Origin of the sequence: Pseudoxanthomonas fibrivorans (assembly GCF_041464125.1) — a bacterium.
Lineage (GTDB): Bacteria > Pseudomonadota > Gammaproteobacteria > Xanthomonadales > Xanthomonadaceae > Pseudoxanthomonas.
The window spans coordinates 2735434-2754700 of the sequence record NZ_JBGNUG010000001.1 but is presented as its reverse complement, the minus strand read 5'-3'; the positions used below and the strand labels follow the sequence as shown (position 1 = coordinate 2754700).

Annotated in this window: 19 protein-coding genes and 1 riboswitch; of the genes, 9 read left to right on the top strand and 10 right to left on the bottom strand. The window is 71.9% G+C overall.

Annotated elements, in window-relative coordinates; all coding sequences use genetic code 11:
* Window positions 1-3: 3 nt before the first annotated feature.
* The 3 genes from ACA089_RS12675 to ACA089_RS12665 form a co-directional block, all read right to left on the bottom strand.
* Complete coding sequence (locus ACA089_RS12675) at window positions 4-1104, bottom strand: NADH:flavin oxidoreductase/NADH oxidase (RefSeq protein ID WP_372017305.1); 1101 nt, start codon at window positions 1102-1104, stop codon at window positions 4-6.
* A gap of 106 nt (window positions 1105-1210) precedes the next feature.
* A complete protein-coding gene (locus ACA089_RS12670; protein ID WP_372017303.1) occupies window positions 1211-2080 on the bottom strand; it encodes a hypothetical protein in 870 nt (289 codons plus the stop codon).
* Window positions 2081-2222: 142 nt separating this feature from the next.
* A complete protein-coding gene (locus ACA089_RS12665; protein ID WP_372017301.1) occupies window positions 2223-3095 on the bottom strand; it encodes an NAD-dependent protein deacetylase in 873 nt (290 codons plus the stop codon).
* A 135-nt stretch (window positions 3096-3230) separates the two neighbouring features.
* On the opposite strand from ACA089_RS12665, the gene ACA089_RS12660 reads away from it, so the two are divergent.
* Window positions 3231-4124: a fructose bisphosphate aldolase gene (locus tag ACA089_RS12660; protein ID WP_459077397.1), complete on the top strand. Its 894-nt coding sequence runs from the start codon at window positions 3231-3233 to the stop codon at window positions 4122-4124.
* Between the two features lie 97 nt (window positions 4125-4221).
* Window positions 4222-4425: an oxidoreductase-like domain-containing protein gene (locus tag ACA089_RS12655; protein ID WP_372017299.1), complete on the top strand. Its 204-nt coding sequence runs from the start codon at window positions 4222-4224 to the stop codon at window positions 4423-4425.
* Window positions 4426-4433: 8 nt separating this feature from the next.
* Here the strand turns inward: ACA089_RS12655 and ACA089_RS12650 are convergent, their stop codons facing one another.
* From ACA089_RS12650 to ACA089_RS12630, 5 genes are all read right to left on the bottom strand, one after another.
* Window positions 4434-4859, bottom strand: a complete 426-nt coding sequence (locus ACA089_RS12650; RefSeq protein ID WP_372017297.1) for an acyl-CoA thioesterase — start codon at window positions 4857-4859, stop codon at window positions 4434-4436.
* A 91-nt stretch (window positions 4860-4950) separates the two neighbouring features.
* Window positions 4951-6249 (bottom strand): serine hydrolase domain-containing protein, encoded by a 1299-nt coding sequence (locus tag ACA089_RS12645; protein ID WP_372017295.1) that lies wholly within the window; start codon window positions 6247-6249, stop codon window positions 4951-4953.
* Window positions 6250-6329: 80 nt separating this feature from the next.
* Complete coding sequence (locus ACA089_RS12640; protein WP_372017293.1) at window positions 6330-7349, bottom strand: ribonucleotide-diphosphate reductase subunit beta; 1020 nt, start codon at window positions 7347-7349, stop codon at window positions 6330-6332.
* Between the two features lie 105 nt (window positions 7350-7454).
* Entirely contained in the window at window positions 7455-7679 is a 225-nt protein-coding gene (locus ACA089_RS12635) for a hypothetical protein (protein ID WP_372017292.1), read from the bottom strand.
* Between the two features lie 53 nt (window positions 7680-7732).
* Complete coding sequence (locus ACA089_RS12630) at window positions 7733-10084, bottom strand: ribonucleoside-diphosphate reductase subunit alpha (RefSeq protein WP_372017775.1); 2352 nt, start codon at window positions 10082-10084, stop codon at window positions 7733-7735.
* A gap of 262 nt (window positions 10085-10346) precedes the next feature.
* Window positions 10347-10572: riboswitch (cobalamin riboswitch) on the bottom strand.
* A gap of 314 nt (window positions 10573-10886) precedes the next feature.
* On the opposite strand from ACA089_RS12630, the gene ACA089_RS12625 reads away from it, so the two are divergent.
* Both ACA089_RS12625 and ACA089_RS12620 read left to right on the top strand, forming a co-directional pair.
* Window positions 10887-11795, top strand: coding sequence for an alpha/beta hydrolase (locus ACA089_RS12625; RefSeq protein WP_372017290.1), 909 nt, complete (start codon window positions 10887-10889; stop codon window positions 11793-11795).
* Between the two features lie 51 nt (window positions 11796-11846).
* The gene (locus tag ACA089_RS12620) at window positions 11847-12518 is read left to right on the top strand and encodes a DUF998 domain-containing protein (protein WP_372017288.1); all 672 of its coding nucleotides are present in this window, start codon (window positions 11847-11849) and stop codon (window positions 12516-12518) included.
* A gap of 1210 nt (window positions 12519-13728) precedes the next feature.
* On the opposite strand, the gene zapE is transcribed toward ACA089_RS12620, so the two are convergent.
* Both zapE and ACA089_RS12610 read right to left on the bottom strand, forming a co-directional pair.
* Complete coding sequence (gene zapE, locus ACA089_RS12615; RefSeq protein WP_372017286.1) at window positions 13729-14832, bottom strand: cell division protein ZapE; 1104 nt, start codon at window positions 14830-14832, stop codon at window positions 13729-13731.
* A complete protein-coding gene (locus ACA089_RS12610; protein ID WP_372017284.1) occupies window positions 14829-15494 on the bottom strand; it encodes an alpha/beta hydrolase in 666 nt (221 codons plus the stop codon). The genes zapE and ACA089_RS12610 overlap by 4 nt, the downstream gene beginning before the upstream one ends.
* A gap of 84 nt (window positions 15495-15578) precedes the next feature.
* On the opposite strand from ACA089_RS12610, the gene ACA089_RS12605 reads away from it, so the two are divergent.
* The 5 genes from ACA089_RS12605 (at window position 15579) to ACA089_RS12585 (ending at window position 19162) form a co-directional block, all read left to right on the top strand.
* Window positions 15579-16436: an EamA family transporter gene (locus ACA089_RS12605; RefSeq protein WP_372017282.1), complete on the top strand. Its 858-nt coding sequence runs from the start codon at window positions 15579-15581 to the stop codon at window positions 16434-16436.
* A gap of 53 nt (window positions 16437-16489) precedes the next feature.
* Window positions 16490-17305 (top strand): NADPH-dependent 7-cyano-7-deazaguanine reductase QueF, encoded by an 816-nt coding sequence (queF, locus tag ACA089_RS12600; protein ID WP_372017280.1) that lies wholly within the window; start codon window positions 16490-16492, stop codon window positions 17303-17305.
* A 112-nt stretch (window positions 17306-17417) separates the two neighbouring features.
* Window positions 17418-17717, top strand: coding sequence for a LysM peptidoglycan-binding domain-containing protein (locus ACA089_RS12595; RefSeq protein ID WP_372017278.1), 300 nt, complete (start codon window positions 17418-17420; stop codon window positions 17715-17717).
* 38 nt (window positions 17718-17755) lie between these two features.
* A complete protein-coding gene (locus ACA089_RS12590; protein WP_372017276.1) occupies window positions 17756-18250 on the top strand; it encodes a hypothetical protein in 495 nt (164 codons plus the stop codon).
* Window positions 18251-18385: 135 nt separating this feature from the next.
* Window positions 18386-19162 (top strand): rhomboid family intramembrane serine protease, encoded by a 777-nt coding sequence (locus ACA089_RS12585; protein ID WP_372017274.1) that lies wholly within the window; start codon window positions 18386-18388, stop codon window positions 19160-19162.
* Window positions 19163-19267 lie beyond the last annotated feature (105 nt).

The following is a 19267-nucleotide window of genomic DNA, read 5'->3' as shown; positions in this document are numbered from 1 at the left end:
CGCTCAGCGCCGGGCGAACACGCCGCGCGCTTCCTGCGGCTCGCAGCGCAGGAACTGCGGCGCAGGCACCAGCGTGGCCCCGAGCTCGGCGGCCGCATGCCACGGCCAGCGCGGGTCGTAGAGGATGCCGCGGGCCAGCGCGACCGCGTCGGCGCGACCCTCGGCCAGCACCGCTTCGGCCTGGCGCGGTTGCGTGATCAGGCCGACCGCGATCACCGGCATCCCCACCTGGGCCTTGATCGCGTCGGCGAACGGCACCTGGTAGCCCGGCGTCGCGCTGATCCGCTGCCGCGGATCCAGGCCGCCGCTGGAGACATGGATGAACTGGCAGCCGCGCGCATCCAGCGCGCGGGCCAGTGCGACGCTCTGGTCCAGGTCCCAGCCGCCCTCGACCCAGTCGGTGGCCGAGATGCGCACGCCGACGCTCACCGCTGCCGGCACCGCGGCGCGGACCGCGTCGAACACGCGCAGCACCAGCCGCATCCGGTTCTCCAGGCTGCCGCCGTAGGCATCGTCGCGCGTGTTGCTCAGCGGCGAGAGGAACTGGTGCAGCAGGTAGCCATGCGCGGCATGGATCTCGACCAGATCCAGGCCGACGCGCACCGAGCGGCGCGCGGCCTGCACGAAGTCCTCGACCAGCGCGTCGATGCCGGCCACGTCCAGCGCCTGCGGCACGCCGTGGCGTCCGTCGTAGGCCAGCGCCGAGGCCGACACGGTGCTCCAGCCATCGGGATGGTCGGCCGGGATCGCGCCGCCCCCGTCCCACGGCCGCGCGGTGGACGCCTTGCGACCGGCATGGGCCAGCTGGATGCCCAGCGGCATCGGCGACCAGCGGCGGAGCGAAGCCACCAGCGACTTCAACGCCGCTTCCTGGTCGTCGTTCCACAGGCCCAGGTCGGCGTGGCTGATCCGCCCGCGCGGCTCGACCGCGGTCGCTTCGAGGATCAGCAGGCCCGCGCCGGACAGCGCCAGGTTGCCGAGGTGGATGTGGTGCCAGTCGGTGACGCAGCCATCATGGGCCGAGTACTGGCACATCGGCGCGATGACGATGCGGTTGGACAGCTCGAGCGGGCCGAGCGACAGCGGCGAGAACAGCAGGCTCATACGAGGGGCATGCGCAGGGGGAGCGTCATTGGACCCCCAGCCGCGCCGCGCGGGAAGGCGCATGGGCGGATCAGTGTGTCGTGCCGCCGCCGCGCGCCGCCCGCCCTCAGCGCGGCACGGCCGACGCGTCGCCGCCTCGGTGGATGAACCGCAGGAAGCCGATGCCGGCCGGCACGTTGAGCAGGACGGCCATGGCCACCACCACCACCGCCAGGCGCTGGTCGGGGAAGCCGGCGGCGATCACGCCCATGGCCACGCCGGGATGCCGCGTCGCGCACGCGAGCGCGAGCGCGGCGCGGTTTTCCGGCACGTCGCTTCCCATCAGGTAGCCCGCGCCGAGGCCGGCGACGATCATCGCCAGCAATGCCACCAGCGTGCCGCGGCCGACCAGGCTCCACATCGCCGGCGCGACCGCCACCAGGACCACCAGTCCGCTCGCCAGCAGCAGCGCCATGCCTGCCCTGCCGAGCAGGTTGGAGACGTGGATCGCGCGCGCGCGCCCGAGCAGCCGGCGCATGGCGAACCCCAGCAGCAGCGGCGCGCCGATGGTGATGGCCAGGGTTCGCGCCACGCTCGCGGTCGGGATCCGGTGCCCGACCTCGAACAGCATCCCCATCAGGTGCAGGCCCAGCGGCAGGACCAGCAGGGAGGCCAGGGCGGCGGCGACCAGCAGGCCGGTGATGTAGGACCCTTCGCCACCGGCCTTCAGCTGCTTCCTCGGCAGCAGCGGCGGGACCGGCGACAGCGACAGGACCAGCAGCGCGATCTCGACCTCCGGCCTGAGCTCGAACGCGGCCACCATCGCCACCGCGATCGCGGGCACGAGGACGAACATCGCCACGAACGCACGCAATCCCAGCCGCCAGTTGCGCACGAGGTGGACGACATCCTGCGCATGCGCGCGCATGGCCAGCGCCAGCACGTTGAGGACGATGCTGGCCACGATCAGGAGCTTCATTGCCTGGAGCAACGACATGGCGCCCTCCTGTGCGGGGACGTGCAGCGCGGCACGGAAGCAGGCGCCCCGTCCGCCACGGCCGGTCATCCCGGACCGGCCGGCCCGCCGATCATAGGCGGCGGCCGTGAAGGCCGTTCCCGGGTCGCCCGGGCTTCCGGATTCACCCGCCCGGCTGGCCGGCGTGGGTGCGCGCGACCAGGTCGGCCAACGCCTGCGCGCAGTCCGCCTCGACCTTCAGGCTGAGCAGGTCGTCCGCGCGCGTGCGTCCCAGGTTGAGCGCGGCCACCGGGATTCCCGCGTCCGCCGCGATGCGCGCGAAGCGGAAGCCCGAGTACACCATCAGCGAGGAACCGACCACCAGCAGCGCATCGCTGGCGTGCAGGTGCGCCAGCGCCGCCTCCAGCCGCGCCCGCGGCACGCTTTCGCCATAGAAGACCACGTCCGGCTTGAGCATGCCGCCGCAGGCCGCGCAGGCGGGGACCCGGAAGGCGGAGAAATCCACGCCTTCGAGGTCGGCGTCGCCGTCGGGCGCGGGCGCAGCCACGTGCCGCTCCCAGTCCGGGTTCAGGGCGAGCAGCGCCTGCTGCATGCCCGCGCGCGGCTGGCGGGCGCCGCACTGCAGGCACGCCACCTGGTCCAGGCGTCCGTGCAGGTCGATCACGCGGGCACTTCCCGCCTGCTGGTGCAGGCCGTCGACGTTCTGGGTGACCAGGGCCTCGATCCGTCCCTGCGCTTCCAGCGCGGCCAGCGCGTGGTGCGCGGCGTTGGCGCGCGCGGCGGCGAACCGCGGCCAGCCGAGCAGGCTGCGCGCCCAGTAGCGCCGCCGGGTCGCGGCGTCCGCGGTGAACGCCTGCAAGGTCACCGGCTGCGCGCGCTTCCAGCCGCCGTCGGCGTCGCGGTAGTCGGGAATGCCCGACGAGGTGCTGCAACCCGCACCGGTCAGCACGAAGACGCGCCGGTGGCGGTGCAGGAAATCGTGCAACGCCGCGGCGGCGGCACCGGTGGCGTCCGGGCGGGAAGATGCGGTATCCATCGCGCCTGCATGGGGCTGGGCGCGGCGCGATGCAAGCCGGGGTGGCCCGGGCGGGTGACAGCGTTGTCTCGTTTCGCCCCGACAGGCCGCGCGCTACCATCGCGCCCCATCCGCCCGTCGCACAGGAACCGCATCGTGTCGATCAACCAGGAACAGAAGAACCGCATCGCCGCCGGCCAGGGCTTCATCGCCGCGCTCGACCAGAGCGGCGGCAGCACGCCGAAGGCGCTCAAGCTCTACGGGATCGACGAATCGGCCTATTCCGGCGACGCGGAAATGTTCGCGCTGGTCCACCAGATGCGCACGCGGATCGTCACCAGCCCCGCCTTCACCGGCGACCGCGTGGTCGGCGCGATCCTGTTCGAACGCACCCTCGACGACAGCTTCGCCGGCCAGGACGCGGCGCACTACCTGTGGCAGACCAAGGGCGTGGTGCCGTTCCTGAAGATCGACAAGGGCCTGGAGGACGAGGCCGACGGCGTGCAGCTGCTCAAGCCGATCCCGGGCCTGGAGGCGCTGCTGGCGCGGGCCAAGGCCAAGGGCGTGTTCGGGACCAAGGAGCGCTCGGTGATCAAGGCCAACAACCCGGCCGGCATCGCCAGGGTGCTGGACCAGCAGTTCGAGCTGGCGCGGCAGGTGCTCGCCGCCGGACTGGTGCCGATCGTCGAGCCGGAAGTGGACATCAAGGCCGCCGACAAGGAAGCCATCGAGGTCGAGCTGAAGAAGGGCCTGCTGGCGCGGCTGGACCAGCTCGATCCGGCGACCCCGGTGGTGCTCAAGCTGACCCTGCCCTGCGTGGACGGCTATTTCCGGGAACTGGTCGACCACCCGGCGGTGCTCAAGGTGGTCGCGCTGTCCGGCGGCTACAGCCGCGACGAGGCCAACGCGAAGCTGGCGCGCAACCCGGGCGTGATCGCCAGCTTCAGCCGCGCCCTGACCGAAGGCCTGAGCGCGCAGCAGGGAGACGAGGCCTTCAACCAGGCGCTGGACGCGACCATCGAGTCGATCTACCGCGCCTCGATCGCCTGATCGCTGCACTCGCTGCAGCCGGCGTCCAGCGCGCCGGCTGCGCGGCGCGGCACCGCTGGCCGGCCGCTCAGACAGGGCTTGCTACGCTGGCCACGCCATGAACACCGAGCACGTTCCCCTGCAGGCGGCCGCGGCCGGCGATCCGCCGCCCGTGCCGCCCGAACCGCCGCTGCCCAGCGACTGCTGCGAGAGCGGCTGCCCGATCTGCGTGCACGACCTGTACGCGCAGGAGCTCGACGCCTACCGGCAGGCGCTGGCGGCGTGGCGGCAGCGCCATCCCGGTACCGACCCGGCCGGCTGAGCCGCGGATCAGGCCGGCGCGGCGGGCCCGGCGGGGGCCGGCAACGGCGGCGCGGGAGTCGGCTGCCCGAGCGGGTCCAGGGCGATCATCACGAAGCGGCCGCGCGTGCACAGCTTGCGTTCGCCGGTCAGCAGGTTTTCGGTGATGACGTCGACCTCGACGTTCATCGAGCTGCGCCCGACCTTGGCGATCCGGGCCACGACCTCCACAAGGTCGCCCTTGTGGATCGGCTGGTTGAAGTCGACCTGCTCCGAGCGGGCGGTGACCACCGTGCTGCGTGCCCAGCGCGAGGCGACGATGAAGGCCGCCATGTCCATCCACGCCAGCGCTTGGCCGCCGAACAGCGTGCCCAGGTGGTTGGTGTGGTCGGGGAAGACCATGTGCAGCAGCCGCGCCTCGGTCGGGCGTGCTTCCGCGGTGGGGATCTCGGACATCGCGTGTTCCTGCATGCGTGGGCCTCCCGCCGAGAGCCTAGCGCAAGCGGGGAGCCGCCGGGCGCGGGCCGCGCCGGTCCAGCGGGGCCGCTCAGACGTCGAAGGCCAGCAGGTCCAGGCCGGTCGACGCGCGCACCACCCGGCGGTAGAGCACGTTGCCGTTGGCCGCGTTGGTCGACACCACCAGTGCACGTCGGCGGGCCGCGTCGCCCACGGCGAAGCTCTTGAAGATCCCGCCGTTGCTGCCGGAGTGGTAGAACACCGGCCCGCGCGGCGTCCGTTCCAGGTTCCAGCCCAGGCCCTTGTCGGTCCAGCGGCCGGGCACCTCGATCTGCCGGCTCAGCATCGCCGCGCGCGTCGCCGGGCGCAGCTCCCAGGCGGCCGGAGGCGCGTGCACCATCAGCGCCATGAAGCGGGCGTAGTCCTGCACGGTGCAGCGCAGGCTGGCGGCGGCATTGGCGAGGATGTCCGCCGGCCAGGCGACCAGGCCCGGCGGCGCGATCGCCTGCACCTGCGGCAACGCGCGCGCGGCGTCCTCGTAGCGCCAGGCCGACAGCGGCGTGCCGGTGCGGTCGGCGACCGCCTGCGCGACGCTCCACTGCTCGCGCAGCATCTGCGGCGGCATGGCCCCGCTTCCGGCCGGATCGTCGCCGGCCCCGGGCGCGCGGTGTCCGTAGACCGAGCGTTCCGCCATCGCCGCGTTCCAGGCGTAGCTGCTGTCGCGCATGCCGGCCGGCGCGAACAGCAGCCGCTGCATGGTCTGGTCCAGGCTTTCGCCGGTGACCGCCTCGACCACGCGCTGCAGCCAGACGAAGGCCTCGCCCGAATAGTCGATCCGCGTGCCGGGTTTCACCGCCGGCACCAGCGCCTGGTTCGCCGGGTCCTTGCGCCAGTCCGGCAGGCCGGTGGAATGGCGCAGCACGTCGCGCACGGTGATCGCGTCCAGCCATGCCTTCGCCTCCGCCGCGGTGCCCAGGTATTCCGGCCGCAGGTAGTCGACCAGCGGCCGGTCCAGCGCCAGCTCGCCGCGGTCGACCAGCTGCAGCACCGCGTAGGCGAACACCGGCTTGCTCAGCGAGGCCACCTCGAACAGGGTCGCGTCGGTCACCGGCGCGTGCCGCTGCGCATGCGTGACGCCGAAGCCGCGCGACCACGCCAACCGGCCCGCCTCCACCACCGCGATGCCGATCCCCGGAACGCCCAGCGCCTGCATCTGCCGCGGCAGGTCGTCGAGGAACTCCGGGGACGGCATCCAGTCCGCGTCGTCATCGCGGCGGGGTGCGGCCCGTGCCCTGCCGGGCATCGCCGCCATGGCGGCCAGTCCCAGTCCGGCCGCCAGGAGCCGGCGGCGGGACAGCGGATGTCGGTTGTCGCGGCGGTCGGCAGGCATGGCCCATTGGAGCCGCTCGCCGTGTCGGCATCAAGGACCCGCGCGCGAGGCCCGCGGGCGGTGGCGGGGGCCGGCGCGCCTCAGAACGCGTGGTCGAAGCCGACCTCGCCCTGCACGCCGACCTGGTAGGCCGACACGCGCCGCTCGAAGAAGTTGGTCAGTTCCTGCACGTCCTGCAGCTCCATGAACGGCAGCGGATTGCGCACGTGGTAGCGCCGTTCCATGCCGAGCTTGGCGAAGTGGTTGTCGGCGCAATGCTGGAGGTACTGGCGCATGTCGCGGGTGGAGATGCCGGCAACGCCGCCGGACAGCACGTCCTCGGCGAACTGCAGCTCGCATTCGATCGCCTCTTCCAGCATGTCGTAGACCTGCTGCTGCATGGCCTCGTCGAACAGGTCCGGTTCCTCCTCGCGCACGGTACGCACGCATTCGAAGGCGAACTCCATGTGGCAGCTCTCGTCGCGGAACACCCAGTTGGTGCCCGACGCCAGGCCCGGCAGCAGGCCGCGCGAGCGGAAGTAGTACACGTAGGCGAAGGCGGCGAAGAAGAACAGGCCCTCGATGCAGGCGGCGAAGCAGATCTGGTTGAGCAGGAACTGGCGGCGCTGTTCGCGGGTCTCGATCCTGCGCAGGCCGTGGATCGAATCGATCCACTTGAAGCAGAAGCCGGCCTTCTTCTTGATCGAGGGGATGTTCTCCACCGCGGCGAAGGCCTTGGCCCGCTCGCCCGGGTCGGGCAGGTAGTTGTCGAGCAGGGTCAGGTAGAACTGCACGTGCAGCGCCTCCTCGTACAGCTGGCGCGACAGGTACATCCGCGCCTCGGGCGCGTTGAGGTGCTGGTACAGGTTCAGCACCAGGTTGTTGGACACGATCGAATCACCGGTGGCGAAGAACGCGACCAGGCGGTGGATCAGGTGCTGGTCGGCCGGCGTCATCTTCGCGTGCAGGTCGGAGATGTCGATCTGGAAGTTGATCTCCTCCACCGTCCAGGTGTTCTTGATGGCGTCGCGGTACATGTCATAGAACTGCGGGTAGCGCATCGGGCGCAGGGTCAGTTCGAAGCCGGGGTCGAGCAGCATCTGGCGGTTGTGGGCGGACATCGTGTCGGGGCTCTCGGTGCGTGGGAGGCGGCGCGGGGCGGCACGTCCATGTGCCCGGAACATCCTGTTCCCGCGTCCTGCCTGCTCCAGGGGACGGTGTGGCGGTCAGCGCTCGTAGTCGTCGTGCGCGTACCGGCTGATGTAGGTGCTCAGGCCCCGGCCGGCCTCGGCCAGGGCTTTCATCCGCGCGACCTTCTCGGGGCCGGCGCGGCCGGTGCTGCGGTACTCGTAGGGTTCGGGGCGGTTGCGGAACCGCACGAAGATGGAGACCGCGGTGGTCTGGTAGGCCTCCACGCCCGAGTCGCCGGAATGGTTGGCGTACCGCTTCATCGCTGCTCTCCCCTCCTGCCCGTGCGGGCGACCTTGCGGCCGCCCGCGGCGGCCTACTGGCAGGCCTCGCACGCCTCCGGGTTCTCCAGCGAGCAGGCGACCGCCTCCACCGGGGTGTACTCCGGCTTGGGTGCAGCCGTCGTCGAGTGGCCGACGGTGGTCTTGGCGATCCGGGTGGCCGGGCGCGAGCGCAGGTAGTAGGTGGTCTTGATCCCCTGCTTCCACGCGTACATGTACATGGACGACATCGCGCCGATGTTCGGGCTCTCCATGAACAGGTTGAGCGAGGCGGACTGGTCGATGAACGCGCCGCGGCCGGCGGCCATGTCGATCAGCGAGCGCATCGGCAGCTCCCAGGCGGTGCGGTAGACCTGCTGCAGCGCTTCGGGGATCTGTGGGATGCCCTGGATCGAGCCTTCGGCCAGCTTGATCGCGTCGCGCACCTCCGGGGTCCACAGGCCGAGCTTCTTCAGCTCGGCGACCAGGTAGCGGTTGACCTGCAGGAAGTCGCCCGACAGCGTCTCGCGCTTGAACAGGTTGGACACCTGCGGCTCCACGCATTCGTAGCAGCCGGCGATCGAGGCGATGGTCGCGGTCGGTGCGATCGCGATCAGCAGCGAATTGCGCAGGCCGTGCTCGCGGATCCGTTCGCGCAGCGCCTGCCAGCGCTCCTCGTTCTCGGGGACCACGTTCCAGGCGTCGAACTGCAGCTCGCCGGCCGCGGCCCGGGTGTCGGCGAACGACGGATGCCGGCCGCGCTCCTGCGCCAGCTCCACCGAAGTGTCCAGCGCGTGGAAATAGATGGTCTCGGCGATCTTCGCCGACAACACCCGGGCCTGCTCGCTGTCGAACGGCAGGCGCAGGCGGAAGAACACGTCCTGCAGGCCCATGCAGCCCAGGCCGACCGGGCGCCAGCGCAGGTTGCCGCGGCGGGCGGTCTCGATCGGGTAGAAGTTCAGATCGATGACGCGGTCGAGCTGGCGCACGGCCAGGCGCACGGTCTCGGCGAGCTTGTCGAAGTCGAAGAACGCCTGGCCGCTCGCGGCATCCACGTCGAAATGGTTGCCCAGGTTGATCGAACCCAGGTTGCACACTGCCGTTTCCTCGGCCGAGGTGACTTCCAGGATTTCGGTGCACAGGTTGGACAGGTGGATGACGTTGCCTTGGCGCAGGGTCTGGTTGCTGGCGCGGTTGCACTTGTCCTTGAAGGTCATCCAGCCGTTGCCGGTCTCGGCCAGCGTGCGCATCATCCGCGCGTACAGCTTGCGCGCCGGCAGCGCCTTGACCGCCTTGCCCTGCGCTTCCGCCTGCAGGTAGGCCTGCTCGAAGGCCTGGCCGTACAGGTCGGTGAGTTCCGGGACCACGCGCGGGTCGAACAGCGACCATTCCCGGTCGGCCTCCACCCGCTGCATGAACAGGTCCGGCACCCAGTTGGCCAGGTTGAGGTTGTGGGTGCGGCGCGCCTCGTCGCCGGTGTTGTCGCGCAGCTCGAGGAAATCCTCGATGTCGGCGTGCCAGGTCTCCAGGTACACGCAGGCCGCGCCCTTGCGCTTGCCGCCCTGGTTGACCGCCGCGACCGACGAATCGAGCGTCTTCAGCCACGGCACGATGCCGTTGCTGTGGCCGTTGGTGGAGCGGATCAGCGAACCGCGTGAACGCACGCGGGTGTAGCTCACGCCGATGCCGCCGCTGAACTTGGACAGCTGGGCGATGTCGCCGTACTTCGCGTAGATCGATTCCAGGGTGTCCTGCGGCGAATCGAGCAGGAAGCACGAGGACAGCTGCTCGTGGGTGGTGCCGCTGTTGAACAGGGTCGGCGAACTGGGCAGGTAGTCGAGCTGGCCCATGCGCCGGTACAGCGCCAGCGCCTCCGGCACGTCCTCCGACAGCGCGCAGGCGATGCGCAGGAAGAACTGCTGCGGCGTCTCGATCACCTTGCGGGTGTGCGGGTGGCGCAGCAGGTAGCGGTCGTACAGCGTGCGCAGGCCGAAGTAGTCGAAGCCCAGGTCCAGCGAGGCGTCCAGCGCGTCGTTGAGCTTGCGCGCATTGGTCTGGACGAAGTTCAGCAGCCGATCGTTGATCAGGCCGACTTCGTGGCCACGCGCCACCGACTGCGAGAACGCGTGGATCTCCTGGCCGGTGACTTCCTTGGCGATGTAGCCGGCCAGCAGGCGCGCGGCCAGGCGGCTGTATTCGGGTTCCTCGCCGGTCAGCAGCGCGGCAGTGCGGATCGACAGTTCGTCGAGCTCGCGCGTGCTGGCGCCGTCGTACAGGCCGGAGATCGTGCGGGTGGCCACGCGCATCGGGTCGACCGCGTGCAGGCCTTCGCAGCTGCGCTGCACGGCGCGCACGATCTTGTTCAGGTCCACCGGCTCGCGGCTGCCGTTGCGCTTGGTCACGCTCATCGCGGTGGCGGTGGGCGGCGGGGTGAGCAGGAACGCTTCGTCCCGGGAAGGGATGGCGGCAACGGCCTCGGTCTGGGTCACGGGTGTCCTCCTTGCGTGATGCACGCGGCGGCCCGTCCCTCGCTGGGCTGCGGAAGGCCGGGTGCTGCAGGAGGATGGGAAAGCGGCGTCGCACGGACCGAGAACGCGCAGGCGGGCTGCGGGCGGCACGTGCTTCGCCAGCCATCTCCCCCCGGAGATTCCGCGGCCGGCACCGCGCGGTGTGCATCGCGCGGCTGCCGGCAGGTCTTCGGACTCATGGGCGCGGAGGGCGCGGGGCGCCTCCTCCTACCCGCCGCTTCCCGGAACCGTTGGGGTTCCAGTGCTCCTGTGGCGGGGTCGTTCCCATTTACCGCTGCGGGGCAGTGCCGGATTCGCCCCGAGGGCCCACCGGACTTCCCTTTTAAACCGGCGCTTGGACCGCCGGTACCGACCGGACACAAGATAGTGGGGCTCGCCCGGGCGGTCAACACCACATATCGGGCCGATGATGGATGAGGCAGTCGGTCGGGCAGGCAAGCCGGGGTGCGCCTCCACGCCATCCGCGGCGGCGGCCGGGCCCGCGCGGGGAGGGCCGCGCACCCGGCACCCGCTGATGCGCGCCTGCCCGGCCAGGCGCGCATCAGCCTGCGGTGCGCGGGCGGGCAGCGACCGGCATCCGCATCGCTGCGCCGGTCAACCCCCCGGGCCGGCGGACGTTGCCATGGCACGACCGCCCCGCAATGGGACGGCCGGCCGAAGTCCTCCACCACCGGGAACCACCATGCCGCTTCGCCTGGCCATCGGCCTGATCCTGATCCTGCTGCCAGCGGTGGATGCCGCCTCCGCCGAAGGCCTGCGCGAGCGCGTGCAGCGCGCACGCGACGCCTCGCGGCAAGCCTCGACGCAGCCGGTCGCACTGCCCGCCGGCACCCGCGTGCTGCGCGATGTCGCCTATGGCCGCGATCCGCGGCAGCGCTTCGACGCCTACCTCCCGGCGCGGCCGTCGCACGACGCGCCGGTCATCCTGTTCGTGCACGGCGGCGGCTGGGCCAACGGCAACAAGGACAATCCCGGCGTGGTCGAAGGCAAGGCCGCGAGGTGGCTGCCGGAGGGGTGGATCCTGGTATCGACCAACTACCGGATGCGCCCGGATACCGCACCGGTCGACCAGGCCCGCGACGTCGCCCGCGCGCTGGCCCGGGTGCAGCGGCTGGCGCCGGACTGGGGCGCGGACCCGGCACGCGTGGTGCTGGTGGGGCACTCGGCCGGTGCGCACCTGGCCGCGCTGGTGGGCGCTTCGGACACGCTGTGGCGCGAGGCACGGGCGGGACGTCCGCTCGCGGTGGTGTCGCTGGACAGTGGCGCGCTGGACGTGCCGGACATGATGCGCCGGCCACGCCTGCCGCCGCTGTACCACCGCGCGTTCGGGCCCGATCCGGACGACTGGGTGGAAGCATCCCCGCAGCACCGGCTCGCGCCCGGTGCCGTGCCGATGCTGCTGGTCTGCTCGACCCGCCGCAACGATGCCTGCCCGCAGGCCGAAGCGCTGCGCGCAAGGGCGGCGTCGCTGGGCGTGGCCATGGAGGTGCTGCCGCAAGACCTGTCGCACGCCGCCGTCAACCGCGAGCTCGGCTGGCCCTCGGCCTACACCGACGCGGTGGACCGCTGGCTCGACGCGCGGCTGCGCTGACCGCGATGCCGGTCGCTGATGGGGCCGGCCATTCCGGGCGACACTGCGCGCATGCCCGCGCCTGCACCCCGCCCGACCGCCGCCCTCCCCGGTACCGCCGCCTTCGTCCTGGTGCTGCTGTTCTGCGCCGGCGCGATCGCGGTCCAGGCCGTGCGCGTGGAATACGACTGGTGGCACGCACCGTTGAGCTTCTACCTGTCCGGGCCGGACAGCGCATGGCTGCGCGCGGCCTATTACGGCCTGGCGCTGGCGTCGGTCCTGCTGGCGCTGGGCCTCCGGCGCGCGCTGGCGCCGGCCGCACGCTACGCGCTGGTGCCGGCCCTGCTGGTCGGCGGCGGCCTGTCGCTGGCGATCACCGCGACCTGGCCCGGCGCCAGCCCCGGCCATCCCGTAAGCGATGCCGGCGCCCTGGTCCACGGCCTGTCGGCGATCGCCAGTTTCCTGCTGGTCGGCGTCGCCATGCTGCTGCAGTCGACCTCGCTCCACCGAGACCCGCACTGGCGCCGCGCCGCCGCACCGCTGCTGGCGCTGGCGGTGCTGGCGTTCGCCGGCCTGTGGCTGCATGCGCTGTGGAAGGCACTGCCGCGCGGCGGGTCGCAGAAGGCGGTCATCGCGCTGTATGCGGCGTGGCTGGGGGCGGTGGCGTGGCGGCTGCGAACGGCACCCGACCCAGCGGCCGGGCCGGCCTCGCGCCTGGACGAAACGACTGCCCCCCTGTCCTGAAGGACGCCGCGCACCAGGCACCGCGTGGCGGGAATCGCGCTCATGGCGAAACCGTGACGAGCACATCCCGTGGTCGACATCGGTGGACAGCGCGGCCGCAGGTGCGACCACGGCATGCCACGCGTTCGCCGGCGGAGCCGGACGCCCGCCCCTCCTGGTTCGCCGCATCCGGACACGGCGTGCCACCGGGGCCGCCTGCGCGCGGGCGAACGACTCGTCCATGCGCGATTCCTGGCGACCGGTTCGCGGCGTCGGGCTGCCGCACCACGCCCGTCGCGCAGGTGCCGCGGGCCGGGTCCGGCGCCGCGGCTCGCGATCGGCCCTTGCGGGAACGTGGTCAGGGATCCCCGATGTAGTCGAGCAGTGCCTCCGGCATCCGGGCGACCGGTGCGATGGGCGGAATCGTCCCGGCGCAGCTCGAGGTAGAGCGCGATCGCGGCCAGCAGCGCGGAGCGCACCGACGCCGTGCCGTGCGCGGCAACGGTGTCGGCCAGGCGATCGGCGCCGGGCAGCTCCAGCATTTCGATCCGCCTCACGCCGCGTTGTGGACGCCCGGCGCGCCGATGCAGCATGGGCCCCAGGACCTGGTCGCGGAAGAAGGCGAGCATGCCGATCGCCTCGAACAGCTCGCCCCGCGCCCGCTTGGCCGCGGCGTAGTGCAGCCAGGTCCAGGCGCGCTGCTCGAACCAGTCGGACGAGGCCGCAGGCCAGGCGATCGTGGCCGCATCCAGCCGCGCCTCCACCTGCCGCGGGTCGCGCGCGAACAGTACCCCGGGGCGCTCCACGCGCCGGTCGAGGTCGTCGGCCGTGGCGAACTTCAGGTCCACGTGCAGCAGCGCCGGTCCGTACAGGCAGATCAGCAGGCGGGGTTCCCCGACGTGCTGCCCGGTAAACGCCGACAGCAGTTCGCCCAGGCCCCCGGCGAAGGCGAGCCGCGATGCCATCACCCCGTCGTACGCCGCGTCGTCGACCACGATGACGAAATCCAGGTCCGAGTGCCGGTCGAAGCCGCCATGCACGTAGGATCCGCCGGCCAGCAGTGCGAGCATCCGCGGGTCGCGTTCGACCGCGGTACGGATCCGCTCGAGGAAGTCCCGGTGCGCCTGCGGCAACGTGTTCGGCATCGTGCGTCTCCAGGCTAGGGGTCGAACTTGTCCACGCGCCGGTCAGGCGCACGAGCCGCCTGTCGTGGCGGCGGTCCTCGTCGAGCTCAGCCCCGGTGCGCGCGCGCCAGGTATTCGGCGCTCTGCATCTCGATCAGGCGCGAGGCGGTGCGCTCGAACGCGCCGGCCATGCGGCTGCCGCTGTAGAGCGCCACCGGCGCGGTGGCGGCGGTGCAGACCAGGGTGACCTGGCGGTCGTACAGCTCGTCCACCAGGTTGACGAAGCGCCGCGCGGCGTCCTCGTTGTTCGCGTCGAACGACGGAATGCCACCCAGCAGCACGACCTGGAACTCGCGCGCGATCTCGATGTAATCGGCGGTCGAACGCGGGCCCTCGCACAGCTCGGCGAAGTCGAACCAGGCCACGCCGCGGCCGCGGCCGCGCACCGCGATGCGGCGGGCCTCGATCTCGATGCTGCCGGCACGCGCCGGGGCACCGCCCGCCAGCGACGCCCAGCGTTCGCCCAGCCAGGCCTCGCTGCCGGCATCCAGCGGATGGCGGTACACCGGCGAGCGGGTCAGCGCACGCAAGCGGTAATCCTCGCGGCCGTCGGCGGCCAGCTCGACGCAGTGCTCGCGCAGCTGCGCGATCGCCGGCAGGAAGCGGTCGCGCTGCAGGCCGTCCTTGTACAGGTTCTGCGGCGCGGTGTTGGAGGTGGTGACCAGGGTCACGCCCTCGGCGAACAGGCGCTCCAGCAGCCGGCCGAGCAGCATGGCGTCGCCGATGTCGGTGACGAAGAACTCGTCCAGCACCAGCACGCGCAGGCTGCCGCGCCATTCGCGCGCGATCCGCGCCAGCGGGTCGGATTGGCCGGCGTGTTCGCGCAGCTGCTCGTGCACGCCGCGCATGAAGCGGTGGAAGTGGGTGCGGCGCTTCTGCTCCAGCGGCAGCGCGTCGTAGAACAGGTCGACCAGGAAGGTCTTGCCGCGGCCGACGCCCCCCCACAGGTACAGGCCCTTCACCGGGTCCGGGCGCCCGCCCAGGCCCAGCCTGGCCCGCCAGCCAACCGGCGTGGCGGCGAGCAGCTCGCGGTGGATGCGGTCCAGCTCGCGCAACGCGGGATGCTGCGCGGGATCGTCGCGCCAGCGCCCGGCACCGGCGCCTGCGGCGTAGGCCTGCGACGGCGTGGACACTGCGGACGTCACGGTCATGCCGTCGGCAGCCACGCCTTCACTTCGTGCTGGATCGCGCCTCGCAGGTCGATCAGCTTGCGGTGGAAGAAGTGGCTGGTGTCCACCATACGCACCAGCTGCGGCCTGCGCGGCAGCGCGTCCACCCAGTCGTACACGGCCTGCGCGTCGACGATCTCGTCGGCATCGCCCTGGACCACCAGCCACGGCACCTCCGGGATCTCGATCCCGGCGAAGTCCCAGCCTCGCCCGGACACCGGCGGCGCGATCGAGACCAGCGCATCCGGCTGCAGTTCCGCGGACGCGGACAGGCTCACGTAGGCGCCGAAGCTGAAACCGGCCAGCCAGAGCGCATCGCCCGGCCGGCCCGCGCGCACCCAGTCGACCACCGCGCGCAGGTCCTCGCGCTCGCCGGCGCCATGGTCGAAGGCGCCGGCGGACTGGCCGGTTCCGCGGAAGTTGAAGCGCACCGTGGTCGCGCCGAGCTCGCGCAGCGCGCGCGCGACCATCGTCACCACCTTGTTGTGCATGGTCCCGCCCTCGGTCGGCAGCGGATGGCAGACCACGGCCACCAGCGCGCGCGCGTCGGCCGGTTCGGGCAGGTCGACGGCGACCTCGAGCGCGCCGGCCGGGCCGTCGAGCAGCAGGGTTTCGGACGCGGCGGGAAAGGCGGGCTGGACCATGCGGCCATTGTAGGACGCCGCACGCCCCGCCGCCGCACGCGCCGGACCTTCTACAATCCGCGCCCGTCCCCCTGCCGGCACGCCATGCACTTCATCCTCTTCAGCGTGGCCTGCAGCGTGCTGGTGTCGGTCCTGCTCAAGCTGGCCCCGCGCCGTGGCTGGGACGTGGGCCAGATGGTGACCTGGAACTACCTGGCCGCCGCGCTGCTGTGCGCGTGGCTGCTGCAGCCGCCCCACGCCTCGCTGCGCCAGCCCGGCGCCCCGTGGCCGGAACTGCTGGCGCTGGCAGCGGTCCTGCCGACCCTGTTCCTGGTGCTGGCGGCCGCGGTCCGCCGTGTCGGCATCGTCCGCACCGACGTGGCCCAGCGTCTGTCGCTGCTGCTGTCGCTGCTGGCGGCCTTCGTGTTCTTCGGCGAGCGTGCCGGGCCGCTGAAGCTGGCCGGACTGGCGCTGGGCCTGCTCGCCGTCGCCGGGATCGTGGCCCGGCCGGTACGCGACGCCGCCGACCGGCGCGGCTGGCTGCTGCTGCTCGCGGTATGGGTCGGCTTCGCCGCGGTGGACGTGCTGCTCAAGCGGCTGGCGCTGTCGGGCACGCCGGCGACCGCCGCGCTGCTGGTCGCCTTCGTCCTCGCCTTCGGCGGCATGCTGGCCTGGCAGGGCTGGCGGCGCCTGCGCCACGGCGTGCGCCCGGGCCTGCGCCACGTCGGCGCCGGACTGCTGCTGGGCGTGCTCAACTTCGGCAACATCGTCTTCTACGTGCGCGCGCACCAGGCCCTGCCCGACAGCCCGGCGGTGGTGTTCGCGACCATGAACATCGGCGTGGTCGTGCTCGGCACCGCGGTGGGCGTGCTGGCGTTCGGCGAGAAGACCTCGTGGCTCAACCGCGTCGCGATCGCGCTGGCGGTGGCGGCGATCGGGCTGATCGCGCTGGCCCCGCGCTGAAGGCCGCACGGCTGCTTGGCCGGGGTTGGGGGACGGGCGCCTAGAATGGCTGCATGAACACCCCCCAGGATTCCAGCCTCGGTCGCGAGGTCGCCTACCCGACCGGCTACGACCCGTCGCTGCTGTTCCCGATTCCCCGGGCCGGCGCCCGCGCCGAACTCGGCGTGGCCGGCGGCCCGCTGCCGTTCGCCGGCCACGACCGCTGGCATGCCTACGAACTGTCCTGGCTGGACCGCCGCGGCAAGCCGCGCGTCGCCACCGCCACCCTGCAGGTGCCGGCCACCTCGCCGAACCTGGTCGAGTCCAAGTCGCTCAAGCTCTACCTCAACTCGCTCAATGCCACCCGCTTCGACGACGACGACGCGTTGCGCGCGCGGATCGCCGCCGACCTGTCGGCCTGCGCCGGGGCGCCGGTCGCGGTGGCCTTCGGCCTGCCGCCGATGGCCCCGGCCGATGCGGGCGAGTCCCTCGACGGCATCGATGCCGACTTCGATGCATACGGTCCGCCGGACGCCGGGCACCTGTCGGCCGACGAAGGCGCGCGCGTGGACGAATACCTGCGGTCGGACCTGCTCAAGTCCAACTGTCCGGTCACCGGGCAGCCGGACTGGGCCAGCGTGCACCTGCGCTACCGCGGGCCGCGCATCGATCGCACCGGCCTGCTGCGCTATCTGGTCAGCTTCCGCGAGCACGCCGAGTTCCACGAGCAGTGTGTGGAGCGCATCTTCCTCGACGTGCTCGCGCGCTGCCGGCCGGCGCAACTGTCGGTCGAAGCGCGCTACACGCGGCGCGGCGGACTGGACATCAATCCGTGGCGCGCCACCGCCGGCCTGCCCGCGCCCACGGCGATGCGTGACCTGCGTCAATAACGTGCCGCGCCCGCACGGCGCGGGCCAATAAACACTTCACGAGCTCCAGATGCTTTGTTAACGGAGCCTGTGAGACCGTGGCCGCGACTTCGGTGATAAGAGGGTCGCGCGCATGGCCAGCGGAAACAAGCCGGATTTCTCCAACGTCCAGGGCGGCGTGCGCAGCACCGAGAGCGAGCGTCCCGACTTTTCGAACGTACAGGGTGGCGTCCGCTCCACCGAGGAAATCCTGAACCCGCCCGAGCAGACGTACACCGTCGAGAAGGGCGACACGCTCTCGGCCATCGCCCGCCAGTTCTATGGCAAGGCCAGCGCCTGGCCGCAGATCTTCGAGGCCAACCGCGACCAGCTGGACGACCCGGACCGGATCAGTCCCGGCCAGGTCCTCCGGATTCCCCCGGCGCAGCCGTGATCGCGCTTCTCCGACTGACAGGCAAGGAAGGACACCCCATGAGCCGTACCCGCATCCTGTATCCGCTCTCCGCCGCGCTGGCGACTGCCCTGGCGCTGTCCGCGTGCAAGAAGCCCGAGCCGACGCCGCCGCCCGCGCCCGCCGCCACGACGCCGGAGCCGGCGCCCATCACCCCGCCCGCCGCGAGCACGCCCGCCGCCGCGGTCACCACCGTCGACCTGGGCAACAGTGTCGGCGCCGACAACCGCGTGGCCGCCCCGGCCACCACGTTCGCGCCCAGGGACACGATCTACGCCTCGGTCGCGACCCGCACCGCCGATGCCTCGGCCAGCGTGCCGGGCAAGCTGTCGGCGAAGTGGACGTTCCAGGACGGCCAGACCGTGCATGAGGAAAGCCGCGACCTGAACCTCACCGGCGATGGCGTCACCGCGTTCCAGATCAGCAAGCCGGACGGCCTCCCCGCCGGACGTTACAAGGTCGAAATCTCCCTCGACGGATCGGTCGTCCAGTCGAAGGAGTTCGAGGTGAAGTAGTAGGGACGCTCTCTCTCCTGTCTCTCTCCCAGCAGGGTGAGCAAGCTTGGGCGCGGTGCGAACCGCGCCCGTTTTTTTGCCCGCCCTTGATTCGCGCCGGCCCCATCGCCATGGAAGGGAGACCATGGAGGGATCATGACCAGCGCCCCGCACCCGCCGAACGACGCCGAGCGCGACCGCCGCCGGCTGCTCCTGGCCTTCAACCTCAGTTTCGGCTTCGTGGCCCTGCTGCTGGTCGTGTTCGCGCTGCAGCCGCGGCTGCCGGTCGACGCGATGGCGGTATCGCCGGGCGACGCGGCGTCTTTGCTCGGCATGCTCACCGCGCCGCTGCTGCATGGATCGGTGGCGCACCTGGCCGCCAATGCGACGGCGCTGCTGATCCTGGGCACGCTGGCCGGCAGCGTCTATCCGCGCGCGACGCTGCGTGCGCTGCCGTTGCTCTGGCTCGGCTCGGGCCTCGGCGCATGGGTGCTCGGCGAAGCAGGCAGCCGCCATCTTGGCGCCAGCGGGGTGACCCACGGGCTGATGTTCATGGTCACCACCCTGGGCCTGCTGCGCCGCGACCGGCCGTCCATCGCCGCCGGGATGGTGGCGCTGCTGTTCTACGGCGGCTCGGTCCTGACCGTGCTTCCGCATGGCGACGGCATCTCGTGGCAATCGCACCTGGGCGGGGCGCTCGCCGGCGTCCTCGCCGGGGTGCTGTTCCGGCGGCTGGACCCGCTGCCGCCACGCAAGCGCTACAGCTGGGAGCTGGAGGAAGAAGCCGCCCAGCGGCGCGACGACGAACGCGACGGCCTGGAGCCTCCTTCGCCGGGGACGGTGCCGGTGCTGTGGCACCGCGACGACGGCGATCCCGGGCAGGGCAAGGTCCTGCCGTTCGTGCAGCGGCCACCGCGGGACCGGCGTGACTGAACGCGTGGACCTCGGGCCGCCGCTGATGTCGGCAGCCTGACCGCTCGCATGCGCGCGGAGTCCGTGCGCGCCACCGGCACGGACCTGCGCTGGACAGGCGCGCGC